This is a genomic window from Actinobacillus vicugnae, assembly GCF_901687125.1.
GTDB lineage: Bacteria > Pseudomonadota > Gammaproteobacteria > Enterobacterales > Pasteurellaceae > Actinobacillus > Actinobacillus vicugnae.
The window spans coordinates 19,086-40,099 of sequence record NZ_CABFJY010000007.1; the positions used below are offsets into that span (position 1 = coordinate 19,086).

Below are 21,014 nucleotides of genomic sequence, written 5' to 3' on the forward strand. Positions count from 1 at the left end.
TAGTATCTGCATTTGATAATTAATCTCAAACGCAAATACTAGACCTATTTTTAGTAATTTTCAACTAATTATACTAAAAGGCTAATTCCACTGAATATTTAACGGTTTAATACCGATTTTTTTGGTTTCAAGACACTGTTTTAATTGTGTAATCTGTTGGCAAATTTTATTGGTTACCGCTTGCGCTTCAGCCATTTTTTCTGGCGTTACTCCTTCTGGCATTTGATTAAATAAAATCGCATTCAATAAACGCTCTGCGTGCATTCCTGCACGACAATAATGCAACACGCCTGCATCCTTAAAGGCAGTGGCAACTGTACTAATTTGAGTGGTTGCGATGCCTAATGCGCCATCTTCTCCGCCTAATTCACGAAAGAGTTGATGTTGTGGAAAGCCTCCGCAAGCAAGAAAAAAAGCACGACGAAAAACGGTATTGCCACCACATGTCATACGCATATGTTGCCAAGCGTAATCAAAATTAGGGTGGCTACTGTAACGTTCATCTATATCAACGGGTTTGAGTGCTAAACGCACCACGCTGATTTCAGGACGAAAGGTGAAAATGCCTTCTGCAATTTGTAGCGCGCGTGCTTCATAGGCGTCGTCTGCATCCAAAAACGCAATAAAATCCGCTTCGCTTTGTAATGCCCCCCAGTTCCGAGCCTTAGCTACGCCACCATTTTTCGGCATTTGTTCCACGCGAATTTTATTTGGCAGTTGCGCCTGTAGGTGTTGAGCAAGCGACAAAGTGTTGTCGGTTGAACCATCATCAATTAACCACAAGGTGCCAAGTTCTGGCTGATTTAATGCACTTTGTACCGCTCGCACGAGGGTTTGCTCTGCGTTATGGCAAGGGATAATCACATCTATCATACAAACTCAAATCCTTGTTGATCAAATTTCAAAACAGAAGCGTAGTCTTCTTTCCAATCGCCTAACACAATACGGGTAAATTCTGGCTCAAAATGCACCGCTTGGCGGTGGGTGTGTCCATGAATTAAATAAGTTGCACCAAAGCGTTGCACCGTTTCAGCGGTAAACGCTTGATTCACATCCATAATTTCCGCTGCTTTGGATTTTTTGTCTTGCTTACTTTTGGCTCGAATTTTTTGCGCAATGCGAATGCGTAATGCAAGTGGTAAACGTAAAAATAGCCATTGGCGCCATTTTTGATGCACTTTACGGCGAAATTGCTGATATTTCACATCATCAATACAAAGCGTATCACCGTGGCACAGCAAGGTTTTATGACCGTATAAATCCAGCACATAATAATCGGGCAGAAGTTCGATCCCTGTTTGTTGAGCAAAGCGTTTGCCGAGTAAAAAATCACGATTACCGCAAATAAAATAGCATTTTACGCCACTGGTGGTGAGAGTCGTTAAGGCGGTTTTGACCTGAGTAATCAGCGGAGATTGTTCATCATCGCCAATCCAAAAATCGAAGAAGTCGCCTAAGATATAAACACTTTCTGCAAGCGGTGCTTTTTCTCGCATAAATTGCAAAAAGTGTTCAGTGATCTTAGGCTGAGCCTCGTTAAGGTGTAGATCTGCAATAAAATAAATCATTTTGGAAATAAAAAACGGTTCAATTTGCAAAATTTTAGCAAAATTGAACCGCTTGTAGTAGGTTATTCGTTGCGGAAAATGCCACGAATCAGTTGTACAGAAAGGAAGAATAATAGCGCTAATACTGCATATAAAATATAACTAAAGATTGGCATTGAACTACTTTCACCTTCTGATAGTGGTTTGATTGAAACAATGTTTCTAAACTCATTTAAGAAGTTGATACGCCAGCCGTAATATTTGATTTGCACTAGTTGTTTTTCATTTGCATAGGCTTGCGCTTTGGCTTGAATATCAGCAGAACCAAATTTGAAATACGGAGGTAAACCCCAGCCTGTGTCTTCGTTACGATAAACCATCACTTTTTTGGTTTCTGGATTTTCAGTAAATAAGAAATATACATCACGTACTTCACCGTCAGCAGGGTTCGCTTTACTGATAATACCATCTTTATCCATACGACGAACTTCCATACCTGTTACCATGGTGGTTTCGTAGCTTGGCATCGCATAATTCACTGCTCCACCCAATACAATAAAGAATGAGAGGGAGACAAGAATGAGAAAATATTTGAACATTGCTTTCATTTGTTTAACCTTTTAATATTTGGATTTTGAATAAGTTTTGCACATTTTGTGTAGTAATGCGAGCTAATTCTTCTGTTGAAACCCCTTTTAATGCCGCAAGATATTCACAGGTTTCGCGCACATAAGCGGGTTGATTCGGTTTACCACGGTATGGAATCGGCGCCAAATAAGGCGAATCGGTTTCAACTAATAAACGGTCGAGAGGCACTTTGCGCACTACATCACGTAATTCCTCCGCATTGCGGAAGGTAATAATGCCAGAAATTGAAATATAAAAGCCAATATCTAGTGCACGTTTTGCCATATCCCAATCTTCAGTAAAGCAATGTAATACGCCACCGCAATTTTCTGCTTTGCCTTCAATCAGCATATCCATAGTATCTTGGCGAGCTGAACGGGTGTGGATAATCAACGGCTTATTCACTTTATTCGCAATCTCAATTTGTTGGCTAAAAATGGTTTGTTGGAGCGCTTTTGTTTCAGGTGTGTAGTGATAATCTAACCCTGTTTCACCAATTGCCACCACTTTTTCATCTTGCGCAAAGCCAAGTAATTTTGCGTAATCAAACGCCTCTTCTTCCACATTCAATGGGTGAACGCCGCACGAAAGTGATACATCGTTACGATGAGCGGTAAGCGCTTTCATCGCCTCAAAGCGCCCGACAGTCGTACAAATTGAAATAAAATGATGCACACCGCGTACTTTCGCATTTTCAATTACCTCATCCACATTTTTATGGCGTGTTTCATAATCTAAAGCATCTAAATGACAATGTGAGTCAATAATAAATAAATCGTTCAAAGTTTTTTCCTACATGTAATGTTTGTGATTCATTCTATTGTTTAGAATACGAACCACGAAAATATAATTTGATTTAATTTGGTAATAAATAGTATGAGATTGGCAAACAAAACTAAAAATATTTAGCCCAATATCCATTAGTGAAATGCCCATTTTGGGAAAAGAAGCGATATTTTCTATGGTATTTTTTAAATGGTTTAAGTATTCGTCTGATTGCTTACGTCCAAATTGCTCTGTGGTATAGTGGGTAATAGCTGTTAAGTCTTGTTTAGCTTTTACCGAGAACTTATACATTTTCTATTCCTCTTGCCTGGGTAATGATTTCATCAAAAGAATCGTTACATTCTCCACTATCAATACCTTCTTGAATGGAATGGCGCAATTGTACTAAATATTGTTCTTTTTCTTCTAACAAACGTAAGGCTGTACGAACAACCTCACTTGTTGAACCATAACGTCCGCTTTCTACCATTTGATTAACGAAATCATTTAACGGCTCGCCTAATGTTACACTTGTTGTTCTTGCCATAATAAATCCCTCTTGTGTGAACTATTCATACAATAGCAGTTCCTAGACAATAAGTAAAACAAAAGGCGATAGATTGTTATCGCCTTACTTAAATATTTATTTTATGTTTACTTTATAGGTAACTTCTTTCGTACAACCGATAGATTTTATATAGGAAATAGGGTTTTGAATTTCCTCGATTTCTCCTTGTTTGTTTTCTAAATCAGTTATTCTAATCAAATAAATAAAAGCATTATCCTCTTTACTTTCTAAAACGTTCCATTCATTTTCTGAAAGGTAAAATACACTATTTTTAGAGCGTAAATTAGATTTAACTTCTATAAACCGTTCTCCATCTTCTGATTTAGAATATAAAACATAACCAGCTACAACATCATCTAAATTATATCTTCAGGGTACACTTCTAGAAAATTAATTTCATCGACTTTATCTAATAGCTTGTTTAGGTTGGTATTCTCTTCAATCCACTTTTAAATTGTTTGATAATCTCTTTGTCAATAGTTTTACCTGGTTTCCACCCTCTACTTAGTACTTTCTTAATTAGTTCCTGGGTATCGATTTCATTATGATTACGATAGTGATCTTTCCGATATGTTGAAAAAATGTTGTTTTAAAAAGCAGAGAATTTTGAAACTGCAAAATAATACTTTTCACCTATTTCAGTATAGAGAAAATATGCGGGATCCTTTCCTAATAAAGTTTGAATTTCATCCGATGATTAAGGAAAATTAATAACATTCTGATAAATATCATTTCCTGATTCTACAAATAAATTTTTCATTACTCAAAAACCTCTAAAACTAATTTTGTTAAACAATCCAGCACCATCAATTCTATATTTACCGCATTCACTTGCTGTAAGTCTTGGCGGGTTTGTTGCAGAATTTGATGACCTTTCAGCAGCGCTTGAGCAGAAAGTTGTTGGCAAAATGGCAAAATGCCCGCCTGCAAATCAGGGTTTATCCAATGACTTGCGATATTCATTTTGGCTTTTAACGCATCGCCAAAAAAGCTATCCAGCCATTCTAATTGCTGTAAAACGTATTCTTTTTCTGTATCAAAGGCAGAAAACAGTAAATACACATCACGGCTTTTAAAAAAGCGCCAAAAGGTTTGCAAGAAGGTTTTGCGTGCTTGCAAGCGGTCATTTTCTAAGAAAATTTTGCAAGTGAGCGGACGCTGATGGCATAAGCGCATCGCAATTTCGCAAGACGCAAAATCAAACTGTGGGGTGTTTGCTTGAAGCCAATCTAGCGCAAGATCGGTTTCTGGCGGATGAATGAGCCAAGTTTGGCAACGACTCTGAATTGTTGGCAACATGGCACTTTGTAATGGGGCTTCAAGCAAAAAGTACACTCGATCGTGTGGTTCTTCGAGTGTTTTGAGTAATGCATTGCTACTTGCTTCGGTTAGCCGTTCAGCACCACGAATATAAACTACCGCATTGCCACCTTGTTGGGCAAAGTTTTGCAATTTAGCATTGGTTTCACGTACTTGATCAATACCAATATCTTTACCATCAATGGGTGTTAACAGATGAAAATCTGGGTGGTTACCGCTTGCAGCTAATAAACAGCTTTTGCATTGTTGGCAGGCTTGCTCTGCTTGTGGGTTTTGGCAGAGTAGCCAATCGGCAAAATGCTGAATCAGATTTTCTGTACCTAACCCTGAATCGGTTTTAAACAATAAGGCGTGATGTCCACGCTCGTGTAAAAACGATTCTGTCAGTTGTTGATAAGTCTGTTGAAGCCAAGGATATAACATAGTTTATTTTGCAATTTTTAGGAAATTTTCGACCGCTTGTTGAATATCTGCACTTACTTGTTCGATAGATTGTTCAGCATTGATAATCACCGCTTTTTCGTTATTTTGAGTTAATTCTAAATAACGTTGGCGGGTGCGATAAAAGAAATCAAGACTTTGTTGTTCAATACGATCTAATTCGCCACGACCTCTTGCACGTGCCAAACCAATAGCAGGATCGATATCAAGGTAAATAGTGAGATCTGGCTCAAATTTACCCAACACCGTTTCTTTTAGGGTTTCAAGCAAATGGCGATCGATTTGACGTCCACCACCTTGATAAGCCTGAGACGACATATCATGGCGATCCCCTAATACCCATTTTCCTTCAGCAAGCGCAGGCTTGATTACATTTTCGACTAATTGAATACGAGCCGCATACAGCATCAACAATTCTGCTTTATCAGAAACGGCTTCTTCTGTTTCGTGCTTAATTAAATAACGTAATTTCTCAGCTAATGGTGTACCGCCTGGTTCACGGGTTTGTACAACATTTTTGCCCGCTTTTGCCAATTGCGACAAAATAATTTGATGAGCGGTGGTTTTCCCCGCACCTTCTAAACCTTCAAGGACAATAAATTTTCCACGCATATTATTTTTTCTCAAGCTTTCTGTTTCGTTCAATTTTGATCCATTCACGAACCGCTTGGTTGTGTTCGTCTAAAGTTTTACTAAATTTATGCCCGCCCGTACCGTCTGCGACAAAGTAGAGGTAAGGCGTGTTAGCAGGTTGTGATACTGCTTTTAATGCCGCTTCACTTGGCATTGCAATCGGTGTTGGTGGTAAGCCATCGATCACATAAGTATTATAAGGCGTTGCTTCTTCCAAATCTTTTTTACGAATATTGCCGTTATAGCGCTCACCCATACCGTAAATTACCGTTGGGTCGGTTTGTAAGCGCATTTTTAAACGAAGGCGATTAATAAATACCGAAGCAACTTGTGGGCGTTCGCTTGCTAGTGCAGTTTCTTTCTCAACAATAGAAGCAAGAATTAACATTTCATATGGATTAGCAAGCGGTAGATTTTCGGCACGGTTTTGCCAAGCATTTTCTAGCGCTTTTTGCTGTTTTTGGTAAGCTCGTTTGAGGAGCGCTAAATCCGTTGAGTTTGGCACATAGCTATAAGTATCTGGTGCAATCCAGCCTTCAAGCTTTGCATGGGCAATGCCAAGCAATTGAGCAATTTCTGCTTCTGATTTACCTTTGAGAGTATGTTGCATATAGCTTGCGTTAGCGAGTTGTTCACGCCATACTTTAAAGGTTTTTCCTTCAATAAATTGCACATTAAGTTGCACTTCTTTTCCCGAGCTAAAATGTTTAAGCAAATCTTCAACGGTCTTTAAGCCGTTGAGAGAGTAAGTTCCCGCTTTAAATTTGCTGAATTCAGGCTGAAAGCGCATCAGATAAGGTAATAGGCTAACATCGTTGTGGTTTACAATCCCTTGTTCTTCTAATAATTGCGCCAGTTTTTGGCTGGATATGCCTTTCTCTAAAAGGAAAAATTGATCAGCCTTAGCTGTGATTGGATGTTTAGCTAAGTCGGACAGTTTGTGATAAGCATAGAAAGCACCGCCTAAAGTGACAACGCCAAGTAGCCCTAACGAGATAAGAAGTTTTTTGATCATTAAATAAAATTCGCTGTAAATGATATGTGAATAATTGCAGTAAAAATGTTATGAATTTTACACTATAAACACAAGATAAGCGGTGATTTTTTCAAGAAAATTTGCAAGTGAATAGATAAGTGGTGGGTCGTGAAGGATTCGAACCTTCGACCAACGGATTAAAAGTCCGCTGCTCTACCGACTGAGCTAACGACCCATTTCAGATTTAACTGATTTGGAAAGTTCTAAAGTGGTGGGTCGTGAAGGATTCGAACCTTCGACCAACGGATTAAAAGTCCGCTGCTCTACCGACTGAGCTAACGACCCTTTAGAAGAGGTTGCAAGTTAAATGGTGGGTCGTGAAGGATTCGAACCTTCGACCAACGGATTAAAAGTCCGCTGCTCTACCGACTGAGCTAACGACCCTTAACGTTGCGTAACAGGCGCATATAATACGGATTTAAAAAAAATGGTCAAGCGATTTTTGGCAAAATTATCTTGTTTGAATGGTTTGTAAACGATTTTGATTATTTTTGAACAGAAGCGTAGCAAATAGGGATTTTTACGGAGGGTTTAGATAAAAAATAAAGCGGTCATTTGACCGCCTCATCTGAAATTATGCGTTAGCTTTTGTCACGTAGTCAATCGCTGATTGAACTGTTGTGATTTTTTCAGCTTCTTCATCTGGAATTTCGATATCGAATTCTTCTTCTAAAGCCATCACTAACTCAACTGTGTCTAAAGAGTCTGCACCTAAATCTTCAATGAATGAAGCTTCTGGTTTAACGTCTTCAGCTTTAACACCTAATTGATCAACGATGATTTTTTTTACGCGTTCTTCAATGCTCATTTTGTTTTTCCTATGTGAAATTCGCCTAAGTGCGAGAGTTAAATAGTGTAAAGAAAAAAACGCTAAATTCAACGCTTTTCAAGTAAGGTCAAACCAGCCTCAATTTCTCACACAAGAATTAAAATAGTTTATCCTGCTTAATCGGACAAAAAAGTGGTTGATATTCTAACACTATGAATAGCCTTTATCCATAGCGTATTATGGTTTGTGAGTGAATTTATCACCAACAGGCGGTCGATTTTGGTCATTTTTTTGCAAAATTACACCGCTTATTCGCCTACATTTGCGCTAATTCCGCACGCATTTGATCGATAACCGCTTTGTAGTCAGGTTGATCAAAAATGGCTGAACCCGCCACAAAAGTATCTGCACCAGCCTGTGCAATCTCTGCGATATTTTCGATTTTTACACCACCATCAATTTCTAAACGGATTGGATAACCACTTTTATCAATACGACGGCGTGCTTCTTGTAGTTTCTCTAAGGTTGCTGGAATAAATTTTTGCCCGCCAAAACCTGGATTTACGCCCATTAACAAAATCATATCCACTTTATCCATCACATAATCTAAGTAACTGAGTGGTGTTGCTGGATTGAATACTAAGCCTGCTTTACAGCCCAAATCGCGGATCATTTGTAATGTGCGATCAATATGATCGGTCGCCTCTGGGTGGAAAGTAATGTAATTTGCGCCAGCTTTGGCAAAATCAGGAATTAAGCGTTCGACTGGTTTTACCATTAAATGTACATCAATTTCAGCGGTAATTCCGTAATCACGCAACGCTTTACAAATGGCAGGACCAAAAGTGAGATTTGGTACAAAATGGTTATCCATTACGTCAAAATGAATAATATCGCCACCTGCTTTTAAGACTTCTGCCACGTCGTCGCCCAAACGAGCAAGATCCGCAGAAAGGATTGAAGGTGCGATTAAAAATGGTTGTTGAGCCATGTTTGTATCCTTAATAAATATAGTCAATCAAAATTGGTGGCTAGCCTATCATAAAATCGTTTAAGAAAAGGCGATCTAAGTCGCAGTTTTGCTATTTAGCTTAAAAAATCGACAAAAAATAAATATCCATAAAAAAATTATAGAAATAACAATAATTCTCAGCTAATATATAACCACTTTTTATTTATGGGAATAAATAAGCCTCTGGAGGATTTAACAATGAAAAAAGGGATTCACCCTGAAAATTACCGCGAAGTATTGTTCTATGATAGTTCGGTGCAAATGGGCTGGATTATTCGTTCTTGTGCAGCAACGAATAAAACGATGGTTTGGGAAGATGGTAAAGAATATCCGTTCTATCCATTAGATACTTCATCTGCTTCGCATCCTGTTTATACGGGTAAACGCCGTGAAGTGAATAACGAAGGTCGTGCAAGCAAATTTAATGAGCGCTTCAAAGGTATGGTTGGTTTAACGACTAAAAAATAAGGATAAAGAAATGAAAATCTTAAATTCATTAAAAACGGCAAAAACAAGACATCCAGATTGTCAAATTGTACGCCGTAAAGGCAAACTTTATGTAATTTGCAAAAGCAACCCTCGTTTTAAAGCGCGTCAGCGTTAATGATTAGCTAAATTTATTCGCGAGATTACTTGAAAAGAAAAACGCATATTCGTTATTGAATATGCGTTTTTTGTTGGAAGGCATAAAGCAAAATTCACTTGCAAAAAATTGCTGAAATTTACTCACAATCCTTATCAGGATTGTTTACGGTTTTACCACCGTTGGTAAAGCCAACGTTCAAAAAGCGTTGCTTTTTGTGACCGCTTGTTGGAAAAGCTATTCAGTTGGTGCAATTTCTTCGATTGGAAGTGATTGCTGATCTTCTGCCACTTCGGCTTTCGTATTTTCTGTTTTGGTTTTTTCTAACGAAATTGCTTCTAACACAGTTGGTTTACTTGCTTCAACCACATTACCTGCGCCTGTACAATAATGTTGTCCACGATCACGCCACATTGGAATCTGGCGGTTTGGATCACAATTAATCATACCGTAGCCATTAATCCCTACCCACTGTAAATTATTCGATTTCGGTAATTTAAATGCAGTAGGTAAAGCACGTTCTAAATATTGCTTATAAACAAATAAAGCTCCACTAGAACCTGTTAAATTGGTATCAGTATTATTATCTTTACCGAGCCATACGGTCGTCACATTTTCGCCATCAATCCCAACAAACCAGGTATCACGTGCGTTATTGGTTGTGCCTGTTTTACCTGCTAGACGCAAATGCGCAAAATCAGCTTGTAAGCTACGTGCTGTACCGCGTTCCACCACCTGTTGCATTGCATATAAGGTTTGAATCGCTGCCTCTGGTGCTAATACTTGCTGGCTAATTTCTTCCACGTTACGTTGATAAAGCGGACTACCGTCATGCGAGGTAATTGACTCTATCGTGGTCAGTGGGGTTTTTAATCCGCTATTGGCTAATACCTGATAAGACTTGGTTACATCGTACGGAGAAATAGAGTAAGAGCCTAATAACATAGACGGGTAAGCTGGAATATCCACTTTATCCCAGCCCATCTCTTTTTGCTTCGCAATTACTTTTTTCAAGCCAACTTTCATTCCGATATTCACCGTTGGAATATTTAATGAACGTACTAATGCATCCATTAACATCACTGAGCCACTGAAGCGTTTATCATAGTTTTTCGGCGTCCAAGGTGGCGAGCCTTTGGTATAAATCGTAATCGGTTGGTTTTGCACAGGGGTATTTAAACGGAAGTTTTTAGGATCCGATAGTGCAATCGCATAAATTGAAGGTTTGACCAATGAGCCAATTTGGCGTTTAGTTTGAATTGCACGGTTAAAACCTGCAAATTGAGTTAAACGGTCACCGACAATTGCACGCACTTTACCTGTTTTATACTCCGCAACCACAATAGCAGATTGCAAATCTTTGATTTTACTATTGGATTCTTCAAGCTTTTCTAAACCATCAATCACAGCTTGTTCTGCCGAACGTTGTTGCTTTCTATCTAAGGTAGTAAAAATTCTTGCACCTGAAAGCTGGGTGTACTTGGTTTCCCCCAGTTCTGCTTTTAGATCGAGAGTCAATGCCTGCATAAATGCAGGTTGTTGGCGATAAATACTACCTTTTTCTTTCACGCCCAGCGGTTGCTTTACCAGTAATTCATATTCTGGTTGGGTAATTGCCTCGTTTTCAAGCAATAATTTCAATACCACATTACGGCGTTCTAGTGCTGCTTGTGGATGACGCCACGGGTTATACAGCGAGGGTCCTTTTACCATACCGACTAACAGCGCCATTTGTGAGGGAGTGATTTCTTGAATCGGGCGCCCAAAATAGAACTGGCTGGCTAATGCAAAACCGTGTACTTGATAGCTACCATTTTGTCCTAAATAGATTTCATTTAGGTAGGTTTCTAAAATGCGGTTTTTTTCATAGCGAAAATCTAAAATCAGTGACATCAATGCTTCATTCACTTTACGCACAATGGTTTTTTCGCTGGTTAAAAACAGATTTTTCACTAGTTGCTGAGTAAGTGTACTCGCACCCTGTACCGTTCTCCCTGCTTGATAGTTCGCCAGTAGCGCACGCGCAATCCCAACAGGGCTAATGCCGTCGTGCTGATAAAAACGCTTATCTTCAGTAAGAATTAACGCTTGAATGAGAAAATAAGGATACTGCTGTAAGCGCAATGCTTGACGCTCTTCATCATTATCTGAATGGAGCATTGCAATTAATTTTGGATCTAATCGGAAGCGGTTAATTAATTTATGTTGAACTAAGTCTTCGATATATGCCAATTTGTCATTTTCAAAGCGCAAACGTAGTACACGTTGTGCCTCTGGTGTTTCAGGGAATGGAAAAGCACGTCGCAATAACACAAGCGTATTATTTTCTATTTTGAAATCGCCTGGTGTCGCAATTTGAGAGACTTGGCGATAGCCATTATCAAGCAACGCCTGTTTGGTTGCTTCAAGCGATAATTTGTCTTCAACGCTAATGCTTTCAATACGGCTATACACTTCTGCAGGCAATTGCCACACCTGACCGTCCATTTTGGCACGAATACGCCCGTCGAGATAAATTCCGTAGAATGCGGCAAAGCAAGCGCCGATCAAGCCTAATTTTAGGCAAGTCGGAATCAAGAACGATTTTTTCTTAGCTTGTATATTTTCTTGTTCTGGCGTTTGAGGTTCGGTTTGGGTATTTGACATAGAAAATTATTTGCAAAAAAGTCAGCGATTTTGACCGCTTGTTAGAGCCTCCCCATTGAGGGAGGCAACAGAAGGCGTAATTATGGATTACGTTTAAATTTACTGAAATCAGGTTCACGTTTTTCGTTGAAAGCGTTGCGACCTTCTTGACCTTCTTCCGTCATATAGAACAACATGGTTGCATTGCCTGCAAGCTCTTGTAAGCCTGCTTGACCGTCACAGTCCGCATTTAATGCGGCTTTTAAGCAACGTAATGCGATTGGGCTGTTTTGTAACATTTCACGACACCAACGCACAGTTTCTTTTTCAAGATCCGCATAAGGTACAACGGTATTTACTAGGCCCATATTTAATGCTTCTTGTGCATCGTACATACGGCATAAGAACCAGATTTCACGCGCTTTTTTCTGACCAACGATGCGAGCCATATAGCTTGCGCCCCAGCCACCGTCAAATGAGCCTACTTTCGGGCCTGTTTGACCAAATTTTGCATTATCAGCTGCGATAGTTAAGTCGCACATCATATGTAACACATGACCGCCACCTACTGCGTAACCAGCTACCATTGCCACCACTGGTTTCGGGCAAGTACGAATATCACGTTGGAACTCCAACACGTTTAAGTGATGTACACCGCTATCGTCTTTATAACCGCCGTAGTCACCACGAATTTTTTGGTCGCCGCCTGCACAGAATGCGTATTCGCCTTCGCCAGTTAATACGATCACACCAATTTTCTCGTCGAAACGTGCATCAGCAAAAGCGTGTATCATCTCTTTAACCGTTTGTGGACGGAATGCATTACGCACTTCAGGACGATTAATAGTAATTTTTGCAATACCGTCGGTTGATTTGTGGTAACGAATATCAGTATAGCCTTCGCTATGATCTACCCATGTAACGGGTGCATAAAGAAATTCTTCGCTTGGATATAACATTGGAGTTCCTTTTAGTATGTATAAAAAATTCGGGCAATTATAGCCGAATTGAGAGGGATTAACGAGAAAATAAGCGGTCAAATTTTGTAAAAAATTTACAAAAATCCACCGCTTATGTTGAGAGATGATTAAGCTTTTGCCACTCGGATAACACCGTTTACTTTGGTCAGCTTCTGAATCACGACGTAAAGATGTGCATTATCAGCAACGGAAATACGCATTTTCACTTGATAATTACCTGTACTATTTGGACGGCTTTCTACCGTACCGATATTGCTATTCATTGAAGCAATTGCATTGGTTAAACTCGCAAGCACACCTGGTTGGTCTTTGATTTCTAACTCAATATCAATATCCAAATGCTCTGGTTTTGCAACTTCATCCGTAGCGTTTTCTACATTTTCTGGATGTTTGAGTGCTGCACGAATTTTAGAACGGGCTTTAGCACTCACAACAAAAGTGAGCCAAGAGCTACTCGGACGTTTAGCAGAATCCGTTAAAATTTCAACGGTTTGTCCAGATTGTAACGGTTGTGAAATTGGGTAAGGGTTACGATCAACAATCGCCCCAACACAGTGGTCACCAATATCAGAATGCACCGCATATGCAAAGTCAATAGCGGTCGCTTTTGCTGGTAATTCTACAATTCGACCTTTTGGCGTAAACACATAAATATCATCTGAGAACAGATCTGATTTAACATTCTCAATAAATTCATCAGAGTTACCCGCACTTTGTTGTAGCTCAATAATACTGTGTAGCCACTGTTGCGCTTTTTGTTGCACGCTGGTTGCAGTGGTTTGATCTTCGGTATAACGCCAGTGGGCAGCCACACCAAGTTCTGCCATCAAATCCATATCTTCGGTACGAATCTGCACTTCAATCGGCACGCCTTTATGCCCGATCATTGAAGTGTGTAATGATTGATAACCGTTGCTTTTTGGTACGGCAATATAATCACGAATTTTATTCGGGCGAGGCTTATACAACGCATGCATTTGCCCCAACACACGGTAACAATTATCCAGATTCTCAACCACTACTCTAAATGCATAAATATCTAAAATGGAGTGGAAATGTTGGTCACGCTGCCGCATTTTTTCGTAAAGTGAATAGAGGTGCTTTTCACGACCGTAAACACGTCCTTTTATTCCCGCTTCGTCTAAGCGTGATTGAATCTCGTGTGAAATAGTTGAAATAAGATCCTGACGAGTACCACGTGCCATATCAATCGCCATACGCAGTACACGATAACGATGCGGGTGCATCGCCTGAAAGCACAAGTCTTCTAACTCATTTTTAAGGTGTTCAATGCCTAAACGATGGGCTAATGGACTATAAATCTCGAGTGTTTCTTTGGCAATACGGCGACGCTTGTCTGGACGTAATGCCCCTAGCGTACGCATATTATGGGTACGGTCGGCAAGTTTGATCAGTACCACTCGAATATCTTTGGTCATCGCCAAAATCATCTTACGGAAATTCTCAACTTGCGCTTCTTGGCGGGTGCGGAATTTCAATTTATCAAGCTTGGAAACGCCTTGCACAATCTCCGCCACACTTGCTCCAAATTCAGTAGCAAGCTGTTCTTCTGTATAAGGTGTGTCTTCAATCACATCATGTAACAGCGCAGCCATGACCGCTTCGTGATCAAGTTTCATCTCAGCAATAATTGATGCCACCGCCACAGGGTGCGTGATATAAGGCTCTCCGCTTGAGCGAGTTTGCCCTTCGTGCGCATCACGCGCAACCACAAAGGCACGTTTTACCAGCTCGATTTTATCAGCAGGTAAATAGCCTTGAATAATGCTATCTAACGGTTGAAAAAGATACACGGTACACCTCAAAATAGAATCAAAAAATGGATAACTGATAATAGATAGTACTACTATTTATTTTCAATTATCCATCAAAATTTTAAATAAAACTGATCTTAAGCGTTCGCTTGAACGTCGGCTAAGAAAGAGATCGCTTCTTGTTCAGCAACTTCTTGTTGGATCGCATCATTATTTTCTAATTGATCCATAATCTGACCGTTGATTAAACCTTTCTCGATCTCACGTAATGCGATAACCGTTGGTTTATCATTTTCTTCAGGCACAAGTGGTTCACGAACGTGAAGTTGTAATTGTCTTGCACGGCGCGCCGCGGTCAAAATTAAGTCGAAACGGTTACCGATTCTATCTGCTGCTTCTTGTACTGTTACACGAGCCATTTTGTTACTCCAGAGTTTTGCGAATTTTGTGTATAAAAAGACGATGGATTATACAGAAATTAGCACCTGCTTACAATGAATAAAAAAGTTGAACTTTTTTATTCAAGCAGTGTCGCTAGCACCTTGTTTTTTAAATTTGAATAGGGAATAGCCTATACTCTATATTGCTCATCCGACCTTAAACATTTAATTAACTGGAGTGCTTATGAAAAGTTCAACGATTGAACTAGCTTTTTCAGTGTTATATCACTATTTAAAAGTAGCTTTCGAACGGCAAAACTTACTTCTTCCTGACTTCCCTATTTCTTCCCAAGAAATTGATAAATCATTATTAGAGAAGGCAGAAAAAATGGCTTTAGGCAGAATGCCCGAAGATAACGGTAATTCGCTTAATTTACTTAGCCTATTTGAAGGGATTGAAAATAATAATAATCCGAAACAATTTTATTATGAATTTTCTTCACTTTCTCCACAAAGCATTTTTCCACAAAGTCAAAATCCAACTAAACGAGTTGTAGAGCATTTACAGGATTTTATTAAGGAAATCAATAAAAATAGAAAGTTAAAAGGAAATTATAAAATATCTATTGAGTTAGATAACGTTAATTTCTCTAGTATTCAGCAGGAACTATTAGCTCTACATTTGAAATAGACAAACCGCCCTCGGGCGGTTTTCTTTTTTAGAATACAAATTTGTATTTCCTTTTACTTATTTTCCCTCTCTCTATAATACGTCTCACCAAGCAAGCAGTCAGATTTAAATAGTATTTTGCAAAATGCTACAAATTTGTAATCTGCCGACAAGCAAATAAAAATTTCCTAAACTACATTTCAACAAATAAGGAGAACGCCATGCTAGAAAGTTTATTCTTAGCCATTTTAGCGGAAGCTCTCGAAGATATGTTCGAGGAATAGCGGAAGCGGGCGTGGTTGATGCCTTAAAATCAACCGCTTAATACAAATTTGCAAATTAAACCAAAAATATAGAAACAGCGTAATATTCACCACCATTAAAACAGTATAGGAGCAACAGAATGATTAAAGCCGAGAATTTTTACGACAACCTTGTTTTTTTACCGCCAGTGCGATTTTAAAGCAAGCAGTTACCCGACTGTAAAAAGGGCGTTGGCGAACGTAAACGCAAATCAGGCAATAACAACAGAGAGGAAAGCGCATGGATGAGTTAATTATCAAAATTTTAGAAATCGTCGTGGACGAGATGAAGAAGAAATAATTCTTCCCGCTGGTTGTGGCGGAAATCACAACCGAAGTAGAACATTAACCCAAATAGAGGAGCAAAAAAATGTGGGAGCGTATTGCAGAAGTAGTAGTGGGGGGGGCAGTAACAGAAATGGTGGATAAGCTAATGGAAGACTAATCCAACGGCTAGGCAAGTGCCGAAAACTTGCCAAAGACAAATCTAAGAGTAATAAGGAGAAAGCTATGTTAGAACGTTTAGCCATTGTGGCGATTGCTACAGCGGTGTCGAGAGTAATAAAGAACACTGCTTCCCGTTAATCGGGCGTTAGGTAGAGCCGCAAATCTGCCATATTTTGATTAACCATATAATAAGAGGAAAAAGCAATGGATGATTTTTTATTAAAAGTATTAGAAGCAATTCTTGATGAATTGAAGAAATAATGCTTCCCGCTCGCTGTGGCGGTTATCACAGTACACGAATATAAACAAAGTAGAGGAGTAAAATATGTTTATGCCACGTCCACCAAAATTACCTTTTCCTTTCCCATTTCTGTAGGGATGGTAGGGCTGCCTGCCGTAGCAGTGATACGGCATAAAAAAGGCTTAGAAAATATGTTCTAAGCCTTTTGTTTTACTGAAAAATCTCGGCAATGTGTTTAACTAAAGCCTTTTGTATCGCTTGCTCTTTTAAAAACGTAAATTCTTTGAGTAATTTATTGCCTATCACGCCATTATTTTGCAATACACTTCGAATAATGCGATCTGCATAATGATTTGGCATATCCACAAGATTTTTAATCGCTTCTCTTGCTTGCTCGTGTTGGCGGAGATATTGGGATTCTTCTCGCATATCGCTTTCAATAACCTTTTGAATTAAACCTGCTAAATAAATTACGTGTTTTGTTAAATTTGGATAACGCCACAGCGGTTCAGCAAGTGAGTATTCATTAAAATTAAGGTTAGATTGAATGCCATCAGCATAAGTATGGTGATGTTTGGTAAAAGTATATCGCCCTTGTAAATTTTCCATCAGAGGTTTAGAAAGTTCATCTAGCACATTGGCATAATTTAGGCGCTCGCTGGCGGATTCCGCAATCACACCTGAAATAGGTAGAATAACGGTGTCAGGTAAAACGCCATCGCGAACCAAAATATCATTAAATAAGAAACGATGTAGACGCCCATTACCATCTGCTAACGGATGTAAATAGACAAATCCAAATGCGATCACGGCACTACGTATAATCGGTGATTGCCCAGCTGTTTTTTGCCAAAACTGCAAAATACCTGACAATTTTTGTTCAAGCGTATCAAATGGTGGTGCAATATAATGCACGATTTCCTTGAAGCGGTAAGTTTGCCCAACAAATACAGGCGATTGCCGAATACCATAATGCTGAATCGCTTTACTTTCACCTAAAATATCTTGTTGTAAATGAGCCAACTTGATTTGTGTAAGCGGTAGATTCCCTTTACCTGTATGCCGAGCAATGACATCAGCAAAACGCTCAATACGGCTTACTTGGTTGCCCTCGCCTTCAATCGCAAAACTTGCCTTACTTTCTCGCAATGTGAGCCAAACGGACGAACGTAACAGCAAATCTTCGCCAAACTCGGTAACCAGCTCATTTAATAATGCACGAATATCAAGCGATGCGCTTTTTAAAAAGCGCTCGTTTTTTAATAACATCGGACAAAAATCAGGCGTGCCCGCTAAATTATTATTGACCCGCCAACGACTATTTTTTTCGATTTTTTCAGCACTTGCCGTAACCACAAACTGATCATTCAGCACATCAACATAATTTCCACCTACATTTTCAGGTACTTGCAATGGATTCCCCGTGAGCCATTCATATAAAAAGGCGGCTCGGCGTGCGTATTGTCCTGTTGGTTCCGCCACTACCCACTGCTGAATTTCTTGTTTCCCCACTTTTTCAAATAGTCGAGCTAAAAATTCTAAATGCGGGATCTCATGTTTTAAATGAAATTGCAAATGGGCAATAAAATCAGGGGATGGGCGAGTTTTTTCTAGGTAAAGCTCAACCCGAAAGCCTGTATCATTATTTTTTTCGGTTGAACGACGAGTTGCAATCCCACTTTTTACCATTAGTGGCAAAAAGGGAGAGACTTGATATTTTTGCATTAGCCATAATGCACCAATAGGATCGAAAATTTCACTCATTTTTGCCTCTCTTTTTGATTTTTTCTCATTGATTCTGGCAAAAAAGGATTTTTATTGCAACTTTTTAATTATTTTTAGTGGTTTTTGTAACTTTTTGATTATGAGTTTACAAATTTGTATTTCCTTCTACTTATTTTCCCTTTCTCTATAATACGCCTCATCAAGCAAGCGGTAGATTTGAATAACCTTTTGCAAAAGGTTACAAATTAAAGTAATAAATAGAGGAAATATATGTGTATATTAATTGGTGAAATTATTGTGGTATGGGGATTCATTGAGCTTTTTTATTATTTTAAAACAAATTGGAAAAATTGGTTTTCATAAATAACGTCATATCTAATTTGCCAGAACGATCCATCGAAAGATTCCGCCCTGCCTAAAAGGGATTTTGCCTTATACAAATTTGTATTTTGTTCTTTTATATCTTCCGCCGTTTATACTGCAAATCATAAAAATAATGGCTAACAAAGGAGGGTATCGTGGAGCTTATTTTGCAATTTTTAGATGCTTTATATAAAAGCCATGACTAGTGAAAACTAGCGGTTCGCAATCCGTAAAATTGCCACGTTATATGTAATATAAGGGAATTTTTATGGGGCAAGCTCGAATTCGTTATTTGGTGGCGTACGATATTGTTTGTTCGAAACGTCGCTATCGCATACATAAAAAATTATCAGCGTATGCGGTAGGTGGGCAAAAATCATTTAATGCTATGTTATCGCTAGGTTATACGTTGCTACATTCGGAAACAGTATTAGCACTTTATGGTGTGGGGCTAGATCCTTATGTTGGCTTTTATCATAGTTTAGATTATGGGCGAGAATCACTAGCCTGTGATGTAATGGAAATTTTACGACCGTAATTTGATGAATGGGTTGTTAGATGCTTTTCAACAGAATGTTTTTTCTGCGAAAGATTTTACGATTCATGAAACGGAAGGCTGTCATCTTAATAAAGCACAGCGGGTAATTTTTTTATAATGAGTTTGAAAAAATAGCAGAAAAATTGCGAAAAGTGCTCAAACTTCAATGCGCTGAGTTGGCTAAAATGATCAGAGAATATGAACTTGGTTATAAACCACAACAAAAAGAACACTCTGCAGTTGAAATATCTGCAGTAGCTTCAAAACATTTTGAAGATAATTATTTTAAACAAACATTATAACGGAGTAATTATGCAATGTTTAATCGGCGATGATATTAGCGATGAAAAACGCTTACAGCGTGCTTATCGCATAATGATAGAATTTGCGATGCCGTTACAATATAGTTTGTTTTTATTTGATGGCGCTAAAGAAGGCTTAGATGACGGTATTAAATTATTATTGAAGGTTATTAATTTAAAAGAGGATGATTTACGAATTTATCCACTTAGCAATCAAAAAGATAAATATTGGAATTTAGGTAAGCCAGTACTCCCAGAAGAAATATTTTTTAGTGCAGTTAAACTCTAGTTTAGCTGATGTTTTACAGGATAAGTAAGCGCTCAAAATTGCAAAAAAATTCGCAAATTTGACCGCTTGTTTGGTTAAGAAGCGTTTACAGCCAAGAGTAATGATTTTGCCTAAAACCTGCGCTTTAATTTGCAAGCTTGCATAATTGCCACAGCGAGTTCTTCGACCGATTGATGGGTGGTGTTGGTGTAGGGAATGTTGTATCGGCGGAACATAGCTTGTGCTTCCAATATTTCACTACGACAGGTTTTAATGTCGGCGTAATTGGAGTCAGGGCGGCGTTCTTGGCGAATATCGTGCAAGCGGTCGGGTTTAATGGTCAGCCCGTATAATTTATTGCGATAAGGTTTGATCATTTTCGGCAAGTCGGTACTAGCTAAATCTTCTGGTGTAAGCGGGTAATTTGCGGCACGAATACCATATTGTAAGGCGAGATAGAGGCAAGTAGGGGTTTTGCCACTGCGTGATACGCCGAGTAGAATGACATCTGCTTGTTTGAGTTCTTTATCTGAGACACCATCGTCATGATTGAGGGCAAAATTGACCGCTTCCATTCGTTCGTCATATTGGGCGACATTATGCACTCGGCTCACAATTTGGTGGCTGGCGTGCATCTCGAGTTCTTGTTCTAATACCGTTAAAAAAGTATCGAAAAAGTTAAGCAACACGCCTTTGCTGGTTTTAAGAATCTCTCGAATTTGTTCATTTACCACGCTCATAAATAGGATCGGCGGATGCGGTTGTTTTTCGGCAACCGTATTAATTTCTGCCACTAATTGATGTGCTTTTTCAGCAGTGTCGATAAATGGGCAAGTGGTACGTTTAAATGACACTTCAGCAAATTGTTCTAATAACGCATTACCAAGGTTTTCAGCGGTAATACCTGTGCGGTCAGAAATAAAAAAAGCATGGCGAGTATTTGGCATTGTTTATCCTTAGTGAGGAAAAACAAGCGGACTAAAAAAGCCGATTTTTTGCAAAGTTTTCGGTATTATGGCGTTGCTACCTCATTGAAACAAATTCGCACATTTGTTACATAATTTCGAAAGTTTTGGCAAAATTAGCCCGCTTGTTTG

At 39.0% G+C, this 21,014-nt stretch carries 23 protein-coding genes, 3 tRNA genes and 1 pseudogene; 6 read left to right on the forward strand and 21 right to left on the reverse strand.

The window, feature by feature from the left end; genetic code table 11:
- Positions 1 to 81 precede the first annotated feature (81 nt).
- From F8M47_RS02165 to rpe, 15 genes and pseudogenes are all read right to left on the reverse strand, one after another.
- A complete protein-coding gene (locus tag F8M47_RS02165) occupies positions 82 to 873 on the reverse strand; it encodes a glycosyltransferase family 2 protein (protein WP_150538588.1) in 792 nt (263 codons plus the stop codon).
- Positions 870 to 1,568: a UDP-2,3-diacylglucosamine diphosphatase gene (gene lpxH, locus F8M47_RS02170; protein WP_425292556.1), complete on the reverse strand. Its 699-nt coding sequence runs from the start codon at positions 1,566 to 1,568 to the stop codon at positions 870 to 872. Before lpxH ends, F8M47_RS02165 begins: the two co-directional genes overlap by 4 nt.
- A gap of 62 nt (positions 1,569 to 1,630) precedes the next feature.
- Positions 1,631 to 2,155, reverse strand: a complete 525-nt coding sequence (locus tag F8M47_RS02175) for a DUF1523 family protein (protein WP_150538590.1) — start codon at positions 2,153 to 2,155, stop codon at positions 1,631 to 1,633.
- A gap of 4 nt (positions 2,156 to 2,159) precedes the next feature.
- Positions 2,160 to 2,957 carry a TatD family hydrolase gene (locus F8M47_RS02180; RefSeq protein WP_150538591.1) on the reverse strand — a complete coding sequence of 266 codons (798 nt, stop codon included), beginning with the start codon at positions 2,955 to 2,957 and terminating at the stop codon, positions 2,160 to 2,162.
- 9 nt (positions 2,958 to 2,966) lie between these two features.
- Positions 2,967 to 3,251 (reverse strand): type II toxin-antitoxin system RelE/ParE family toxin, encoded by a 285-nt coding sequence (locus tag F8M47_RS02185; protein WP_150538592.1) that lies wholly within the window; start codon positions 3,249 to 3,251, stop codon positions 2,967 to 2,969.
- On the reverse strand, positions 3,244 to 3,486 hold the full coding sequence (locus F8M47_RS02190) for a type II toxin-antitoxin system ParD family antitoxin (RefSeq protein WP_150538593.1): 243 nt from the start codon (positions 3,484 to 3,486) through the stop codon (positions 3,244 to 3,246). The genes F8M47_RS02185 and F8M47_RS02190 overlap by 8 nt, the downstream gene beginning before the upstream one ends.
- Positions 3,487 to 3,582: 96 nt before the next feature.
- Positions 3,583 to 3,837 (reverse strand): annotated as a pseudogene (locus F8M47_RS12420) (protein NO VEIN domain-containing protein); the annotation flags it as partial.
- 429 nt (positions 3,838 to 4,266) lie between these two features.
- On the reverse strand, positions 4,267 to 5,250 hold the full coding sequence (locus F8M47_RS02200; protein WP_150538594.1) for a DNA polymerase III subunit delta': 984 nt from the start codon (positions 5,248 to 5,250) through the stop codon (positions 4,267 to 4,269).
- Between the two features lie 3 nt (positions 5,251 to 5,253).
- Positions 5,254 to 5,880: a dTMP kinase gene (gene tmk / locus F8M47_RS02205; protein ID WP_150538595.1), complete on the reverse strand. Its 627-nt coding sequence runs from the start codon at positions 5,878 to 5,880 to the stop codon at positions 5,254 to 5,256.
- A 1-nt stretch (position 5,881) separates the two neighbouring features.
- On the reverse strand, positions 5,882 to 6,916 hold the full coding sequence (gene mltG, locus F8M47_RS02210; RefSeq protein ID WP_150538596.1) for an endolytic transglycosylase MltG: 1,035 nt from the start codon (positions 6,914 to 6,916) through the stop codon (positions 5,882 to 5,884).
- Positions 6,917 to 7,036: 120 nt separating this feature from the next.
- A tRNA-Lys gene (locus F8M47_RS02215) sits at positions 7,037 to 7,112 on the reverse strand.
- Between the two features lie 34 nt (positions 7,113 to 7,146).
- A tRNA-Lys gene (locus tag F8M47_RS02220) sits at positions 7,147 to 7,222 on the reverse strand.
- A gap of 23 nt (positions 7,223 to 7,245) precedes the next feature.
- Positions 7,246 to 7,321: transfer RNA gene (locus F8M47_RS02225), tRNA-Lys, on the reverse strand.
- A gap of 190 nt (positions 7,322 to 7,511) precedes the next feature.
- Positions 7,512 to 7,745, reverse strand: coding sequence for an acyl carrier protein (acpP, locus tag F8M47_RS02230; RefSeq protein WP_005599419.1), 234 nt, complete (start codon positions 7,743 to 7,745; stop codon positions 7,512 to 7,514).
- A gap of 277 nt (positions 7,746 to 8,022) precedes the next feature.
- A complete protein-coding gene (gene rpe / locus F8M47_RS02235) occupies positions 8,023 to 8,697 on the reverse strand; it encodes a ribulose-phosphate 3-epimerase (RefSeq protein ID WP_150538597.1) in 675 nt (224 codons plus the stop codon).
- Between the two features lie 219 nt (positions 8,698 to 8,916).
- Here rpe and F8M47_RS02240 point away from each other — a divergent pair, with 219 nt between their 5' ends.
- Both F8M47_RS02240 and ykgO read left to right on the forward strand, forming a co-directional pair.
- A complete protein-coding gene (locus tag F8M47_RS02240) occupies positions 8,917 to 9,186 on the forward strand; it encodes a type B 50S ribosomal protein L31 (protein WP_150538598.1) in 270 nt (89 codons plus the stop codon).
- Between the two features lie 10 nt (positions 9,187 to 9,196).
- On the forward strand, positions 9,197 to 9,322 hold the full coding sequence (ykgO, locus tag F8M47_RS02245; RefSeq protein ID WP_005599425.1) for a type B 50S ribosomal protein L36: 126 nt from the start codon (positions 9,197 to 9,199) through the stop codon (positions 9,320 to 9,322).
- A gap of 216 nt (positions 9,323 to 9,538) precedes the next feature.
- On the opposite strand, the gene mrcB is transcribed toward ykgO, so the two are convergent.
- The 4 genes from mrcB to rpoZ form a co-directional block, all read right to left on the reverse strand.
- Positions 9,539 to 11,947 carry a penicillin-binding protein 1B gene (gene mrcB, locus F8M47_RS02250; protein WP_150538599.1) on the reverse strand — a complete coding sequence of 803 codons (2,409 nt, stop codon included), beginning with the start codon at positions 11,945 to 11,947 and terminating at the stop codon, positions 9,539 to 9,541.
- Positions 11,948 to 12,027: 80 nt separating this feature from the next.
- Complete coding sequence (menB, locus tag F8M47_RS02255) at positions 12,028 to 12,885, reverse strand: 1,4-dihydroxy-2-naphthoyl-CoA synthase (RefSeq protein WP_005625049.1); 858 nt, start codon at positions 12,883 to 12,885, stop codon at positions 12,028 to 12,030.
- Positions 12,886 to 13,013: 128 nt separating this feature from the next.
- Positions 13,014 to 14,720 carry a RelA/SpoT family protein gene (locus tag F8M47_RS02260; protein WP_150538600.1) on the reverse strand — a complete coding sequence of 569 codons (1,707 nt, stop codon included), beginning with the start codon at positions 14,718 to 14,720 and terminating at the stop codon, positions 13,014 to 13,016.
- A 98-nt stretch (positions 14,721 to 14,818) separates the two neighbouring features.
- Positions 14,819 to 15,100 carry a DNA-directed RNA polymerase subunit omega gene (rpoZ, locus tag F8M47_RS02265; protein WP_150538601.1) on the reverse strand — a complete coding sequence of 94 codons (282 nt, stop codon included), beginning with the start codon at positions 15,098 to 15,100 and terminating at the stop codon, positions 14,819 to 14,821.
- 205 nt (positions 15,101 to 15,305) lie between these two features.
- Between rpoZ and F8M47_RS02270 the strand changes: the two genes are divergently transcribed.
- Positions 15,306 to 15,752 (forward strand): hypothetical protein, encoded by a 447-nt coding sequence (locus F8M47_RS02270; RefSeq protein ID WP_150538602.1) that lies wholly within the window; start codon positions 15,306 to 15,308, stop codon positions 15,750 to 15,752.
- A 1,179-nt stretch (positions 15,753 to 16,931) separates the two neighbouring features.
- Here F8M47_RS02270 and F8M47_RS02275 read toward each other — a convergent pair.
- Positions 16,932 to 18,485: a Fic family protein gene (locus F8M47_RS02275; protein ID WP_150538603.1), complete on the reverse strand. Its 1,554-nt coding sequence runs from the start codon at positions 18,483 to 18,485 to the stop codon at positions 16,932 to 16,934.
- A 592-nt stretch (positions 18,486 to 19,077) separates the two neighbouring features.
- Between F8M47_RS02275 and F8M47_RS02280 the strand changes: the two genes are divergently transcribed.
- From F8M47_RS02280 to F8M47_RS02285, 3 genes are all read left to right on the forward strand, one after another.
- Positions 19,078 to 19,347, forward strand: a complete 270-nt coding sequence (locus F8M47_RS02280) for a CRISPR-associated endonuclease Cas2 (protein ID WP_150538604.1) — start codon at positions 19,078 to 19,080, stop codon at positions 19,345 to 19,347.
- Between the two features lie 143 nt (positions 19,348 to 19,490).
- Positions 19,491 to 19,649: a hypothetical protein gene (locus F8M47_RS12035; RefSeq protein WP_167509591.1), complete on the forward strand. Its 159-nt coding sequence runs from the start codon at positions 19,491 to 19,493 to the stop codon at positions 19,647 to 19,649.
- Between the two features lie 10 nt (positions 19,650 to 19,659).
- Positions 19,660 to 19,938 (forward strand): CRISPR-associated endonuclease Cas2, encoded by a 279-nt coding sequence (locus F8M47_RS02285; RefSeq protein ID WP_150538605.1) that lies wholly within the window; start codon positions 19,660 to 19,662, stop codon positions 19,936 to 19,938.
- Positions 19,939 to 20,048: 110 nt separating this feature from the next.
- Here the strand turns inward: F8M47_RS02285 and ppsR are convergent, their stop codons facing one another.
- Positions 20,049 to 20,864: a posphoenolpyruvate synthetase regulatory kinase/phosphorylase PpsR gene (ppsR, locus tag F8M47_RS02290; RefSeq protein ID WP_150538606.1), complete on the reverse strand. Its 816-nt coding sequence runs from the start codon at positions 20,862 to 20,864 to the stop codon at positions 20,049 to 20,051.
- Between the last annotated feature and the right edge of the window lie 150 nt (positions 20,865 to 21,014).

What these genes read in the sequence shown, in the direction of transcription:
- F8M47_RS02175 (WP_150538590.1), bottom strand. Translation starts at nt 2,155, where the DNA reads ATGAAAGCAATGTTCAAATATTTTCTCATTCTTGTCTCCCTCTCATTC.
- rpe (WP_150538597.1), bottom strand. Translation starts at nt 8,697, where the DNA reads ATGGCTCAACAACCATTTTTAATCGCACCTTCAATCCTTTCTGCGGAT.
- acpP (WP_005599419.1), bottom strand. Translation starts at nt 7,745, where the DNA reads ATGAGCATTGAAGAACGCGTAAAAAAAATCATCGTTGATCAATTAGGT.
- F8M47_RS02185 (WP_150538592.1), bottom strand. Translation starts at nt 3,251, where the DNA reads ATGTATAAGTTCTCGGTAAAAGCTAAACAAGACTTAACAGCTATTACC.
- menB (WP_005625049.1), bottom strand. Translation starts at nt 12,885, where the DNA reads ATGTTATATCCAAGCGAAGAATTTCTTTATGCACCCGTTACATGGGTA.
- F8M47_RS02240 (WP_150538598.1), top strand. Translation starts at nt 8,917, where the DNA reads ATGAAAAAAGGGATTCACCCTGAAAATTACCGCGAAGTATTGTTCTAT.
- F8M47_RS02270 (WP_150538602.1), top strand. Translation starts at nt 15,306, where the DNA reads ATGAAAAGTTCAACGATTGAACTAGCTTTTTCAGTGTTATATCACTAT.
- mrcB (WP_150538599.1), bottom strand. Translation starts at nt 11,947, where the DNA reads ATGTCAAATACCCAAACCGAACCTCAAACGCCAGAACAAGAAAATATA.
- lpxH (WP_425292556.1), bottom strand. Translation starts at nt 1,568, where the DNA reads ATGATTTATTTTATTGCAGATCTACACCTTAACGAGGCTCAGCCTAAG.
- ykgO (WP_005599425.1), top strand. Translation starts at nt 9,197, where the DNA reads ATGAAAATCTTAAATTCATTAAAAACGGCAAAAACAAGACATCCAGAT.
- F8M47_RS02165 (WP_150538588.1), bottom strand. Translation starts at nt 873, where the DNA reads ATGATAGATGTGATTATCCCTTGCCATAACGCAGAGCAAACCCTCGTG.
- F8M47_RS02280 (WP_150538604.1), top strand. Translation starts at nt 19,078, where the DNA reads ATGGGGCAAGCTCGAATTCGTTATTTGGTGGCGTACGATATTGTTTGT.
- mltG (WP_150538596.1), bottom strand. Translation starts at nt 6,916, where the DNA reads ATGATCAAAAAACTTCTTATCTCGTTAGGGCTACTTGGCGTTGTCACT.
- F8M47_RS02190 (WP_150538593.1), bottom strand. Translation starts at nt 3,486, where the DNA reads ATGGCAAGAACAACAAGTGTAACATTAGGCGAGCCGTTAAATGATTTC.
- F8M47_RS02275 (WP_150538603.1), bottom strand. Translation starts at nt 18,485, where the DNA reads ATGAGTGAAATTTTCGATCCTATTGGTGCATTATGGCTAATGCAAAAA.
- rpoZ (WP_150538601.1), bottom strand. Translation starts at nt 15,100, where the DNA reads ATGGCTCGTGTAACAGTACAAGAAGCAGCAGATAGAATCGGTAACCGT.
- F8M47_RS02285 (WP_150538605.1), top strand. Translation starts at nt 19,660, where the DNA reads ATGCAATGTTTAATCGGCGATGATATTAGCGATGAAAAACGCTTACAG.
- ppsR (WP_150538606.1), bottom strand. Translation starts at nt 20,864, where the DNA reads ATGCCAAATACTCGCCATGCTTTTTTTATTTCTGACCGCACAGGTATT.
- tmk (WP_150538595.1), bottom strand. Translation starts at nt 5,880, where the DNA reads ATGCGTGGAAAATTTATTGTCCTTGAAGGTTTAGAAGGTGCGGGGAAA.
- F8M47_RS02200 (WP_150538594.1), bottom strand. Translation starts at nt 5,250, where the DNA reads ATGTTATATCCTTGGCTTCAACAGACTTATCAACAACTGACAGAATCG.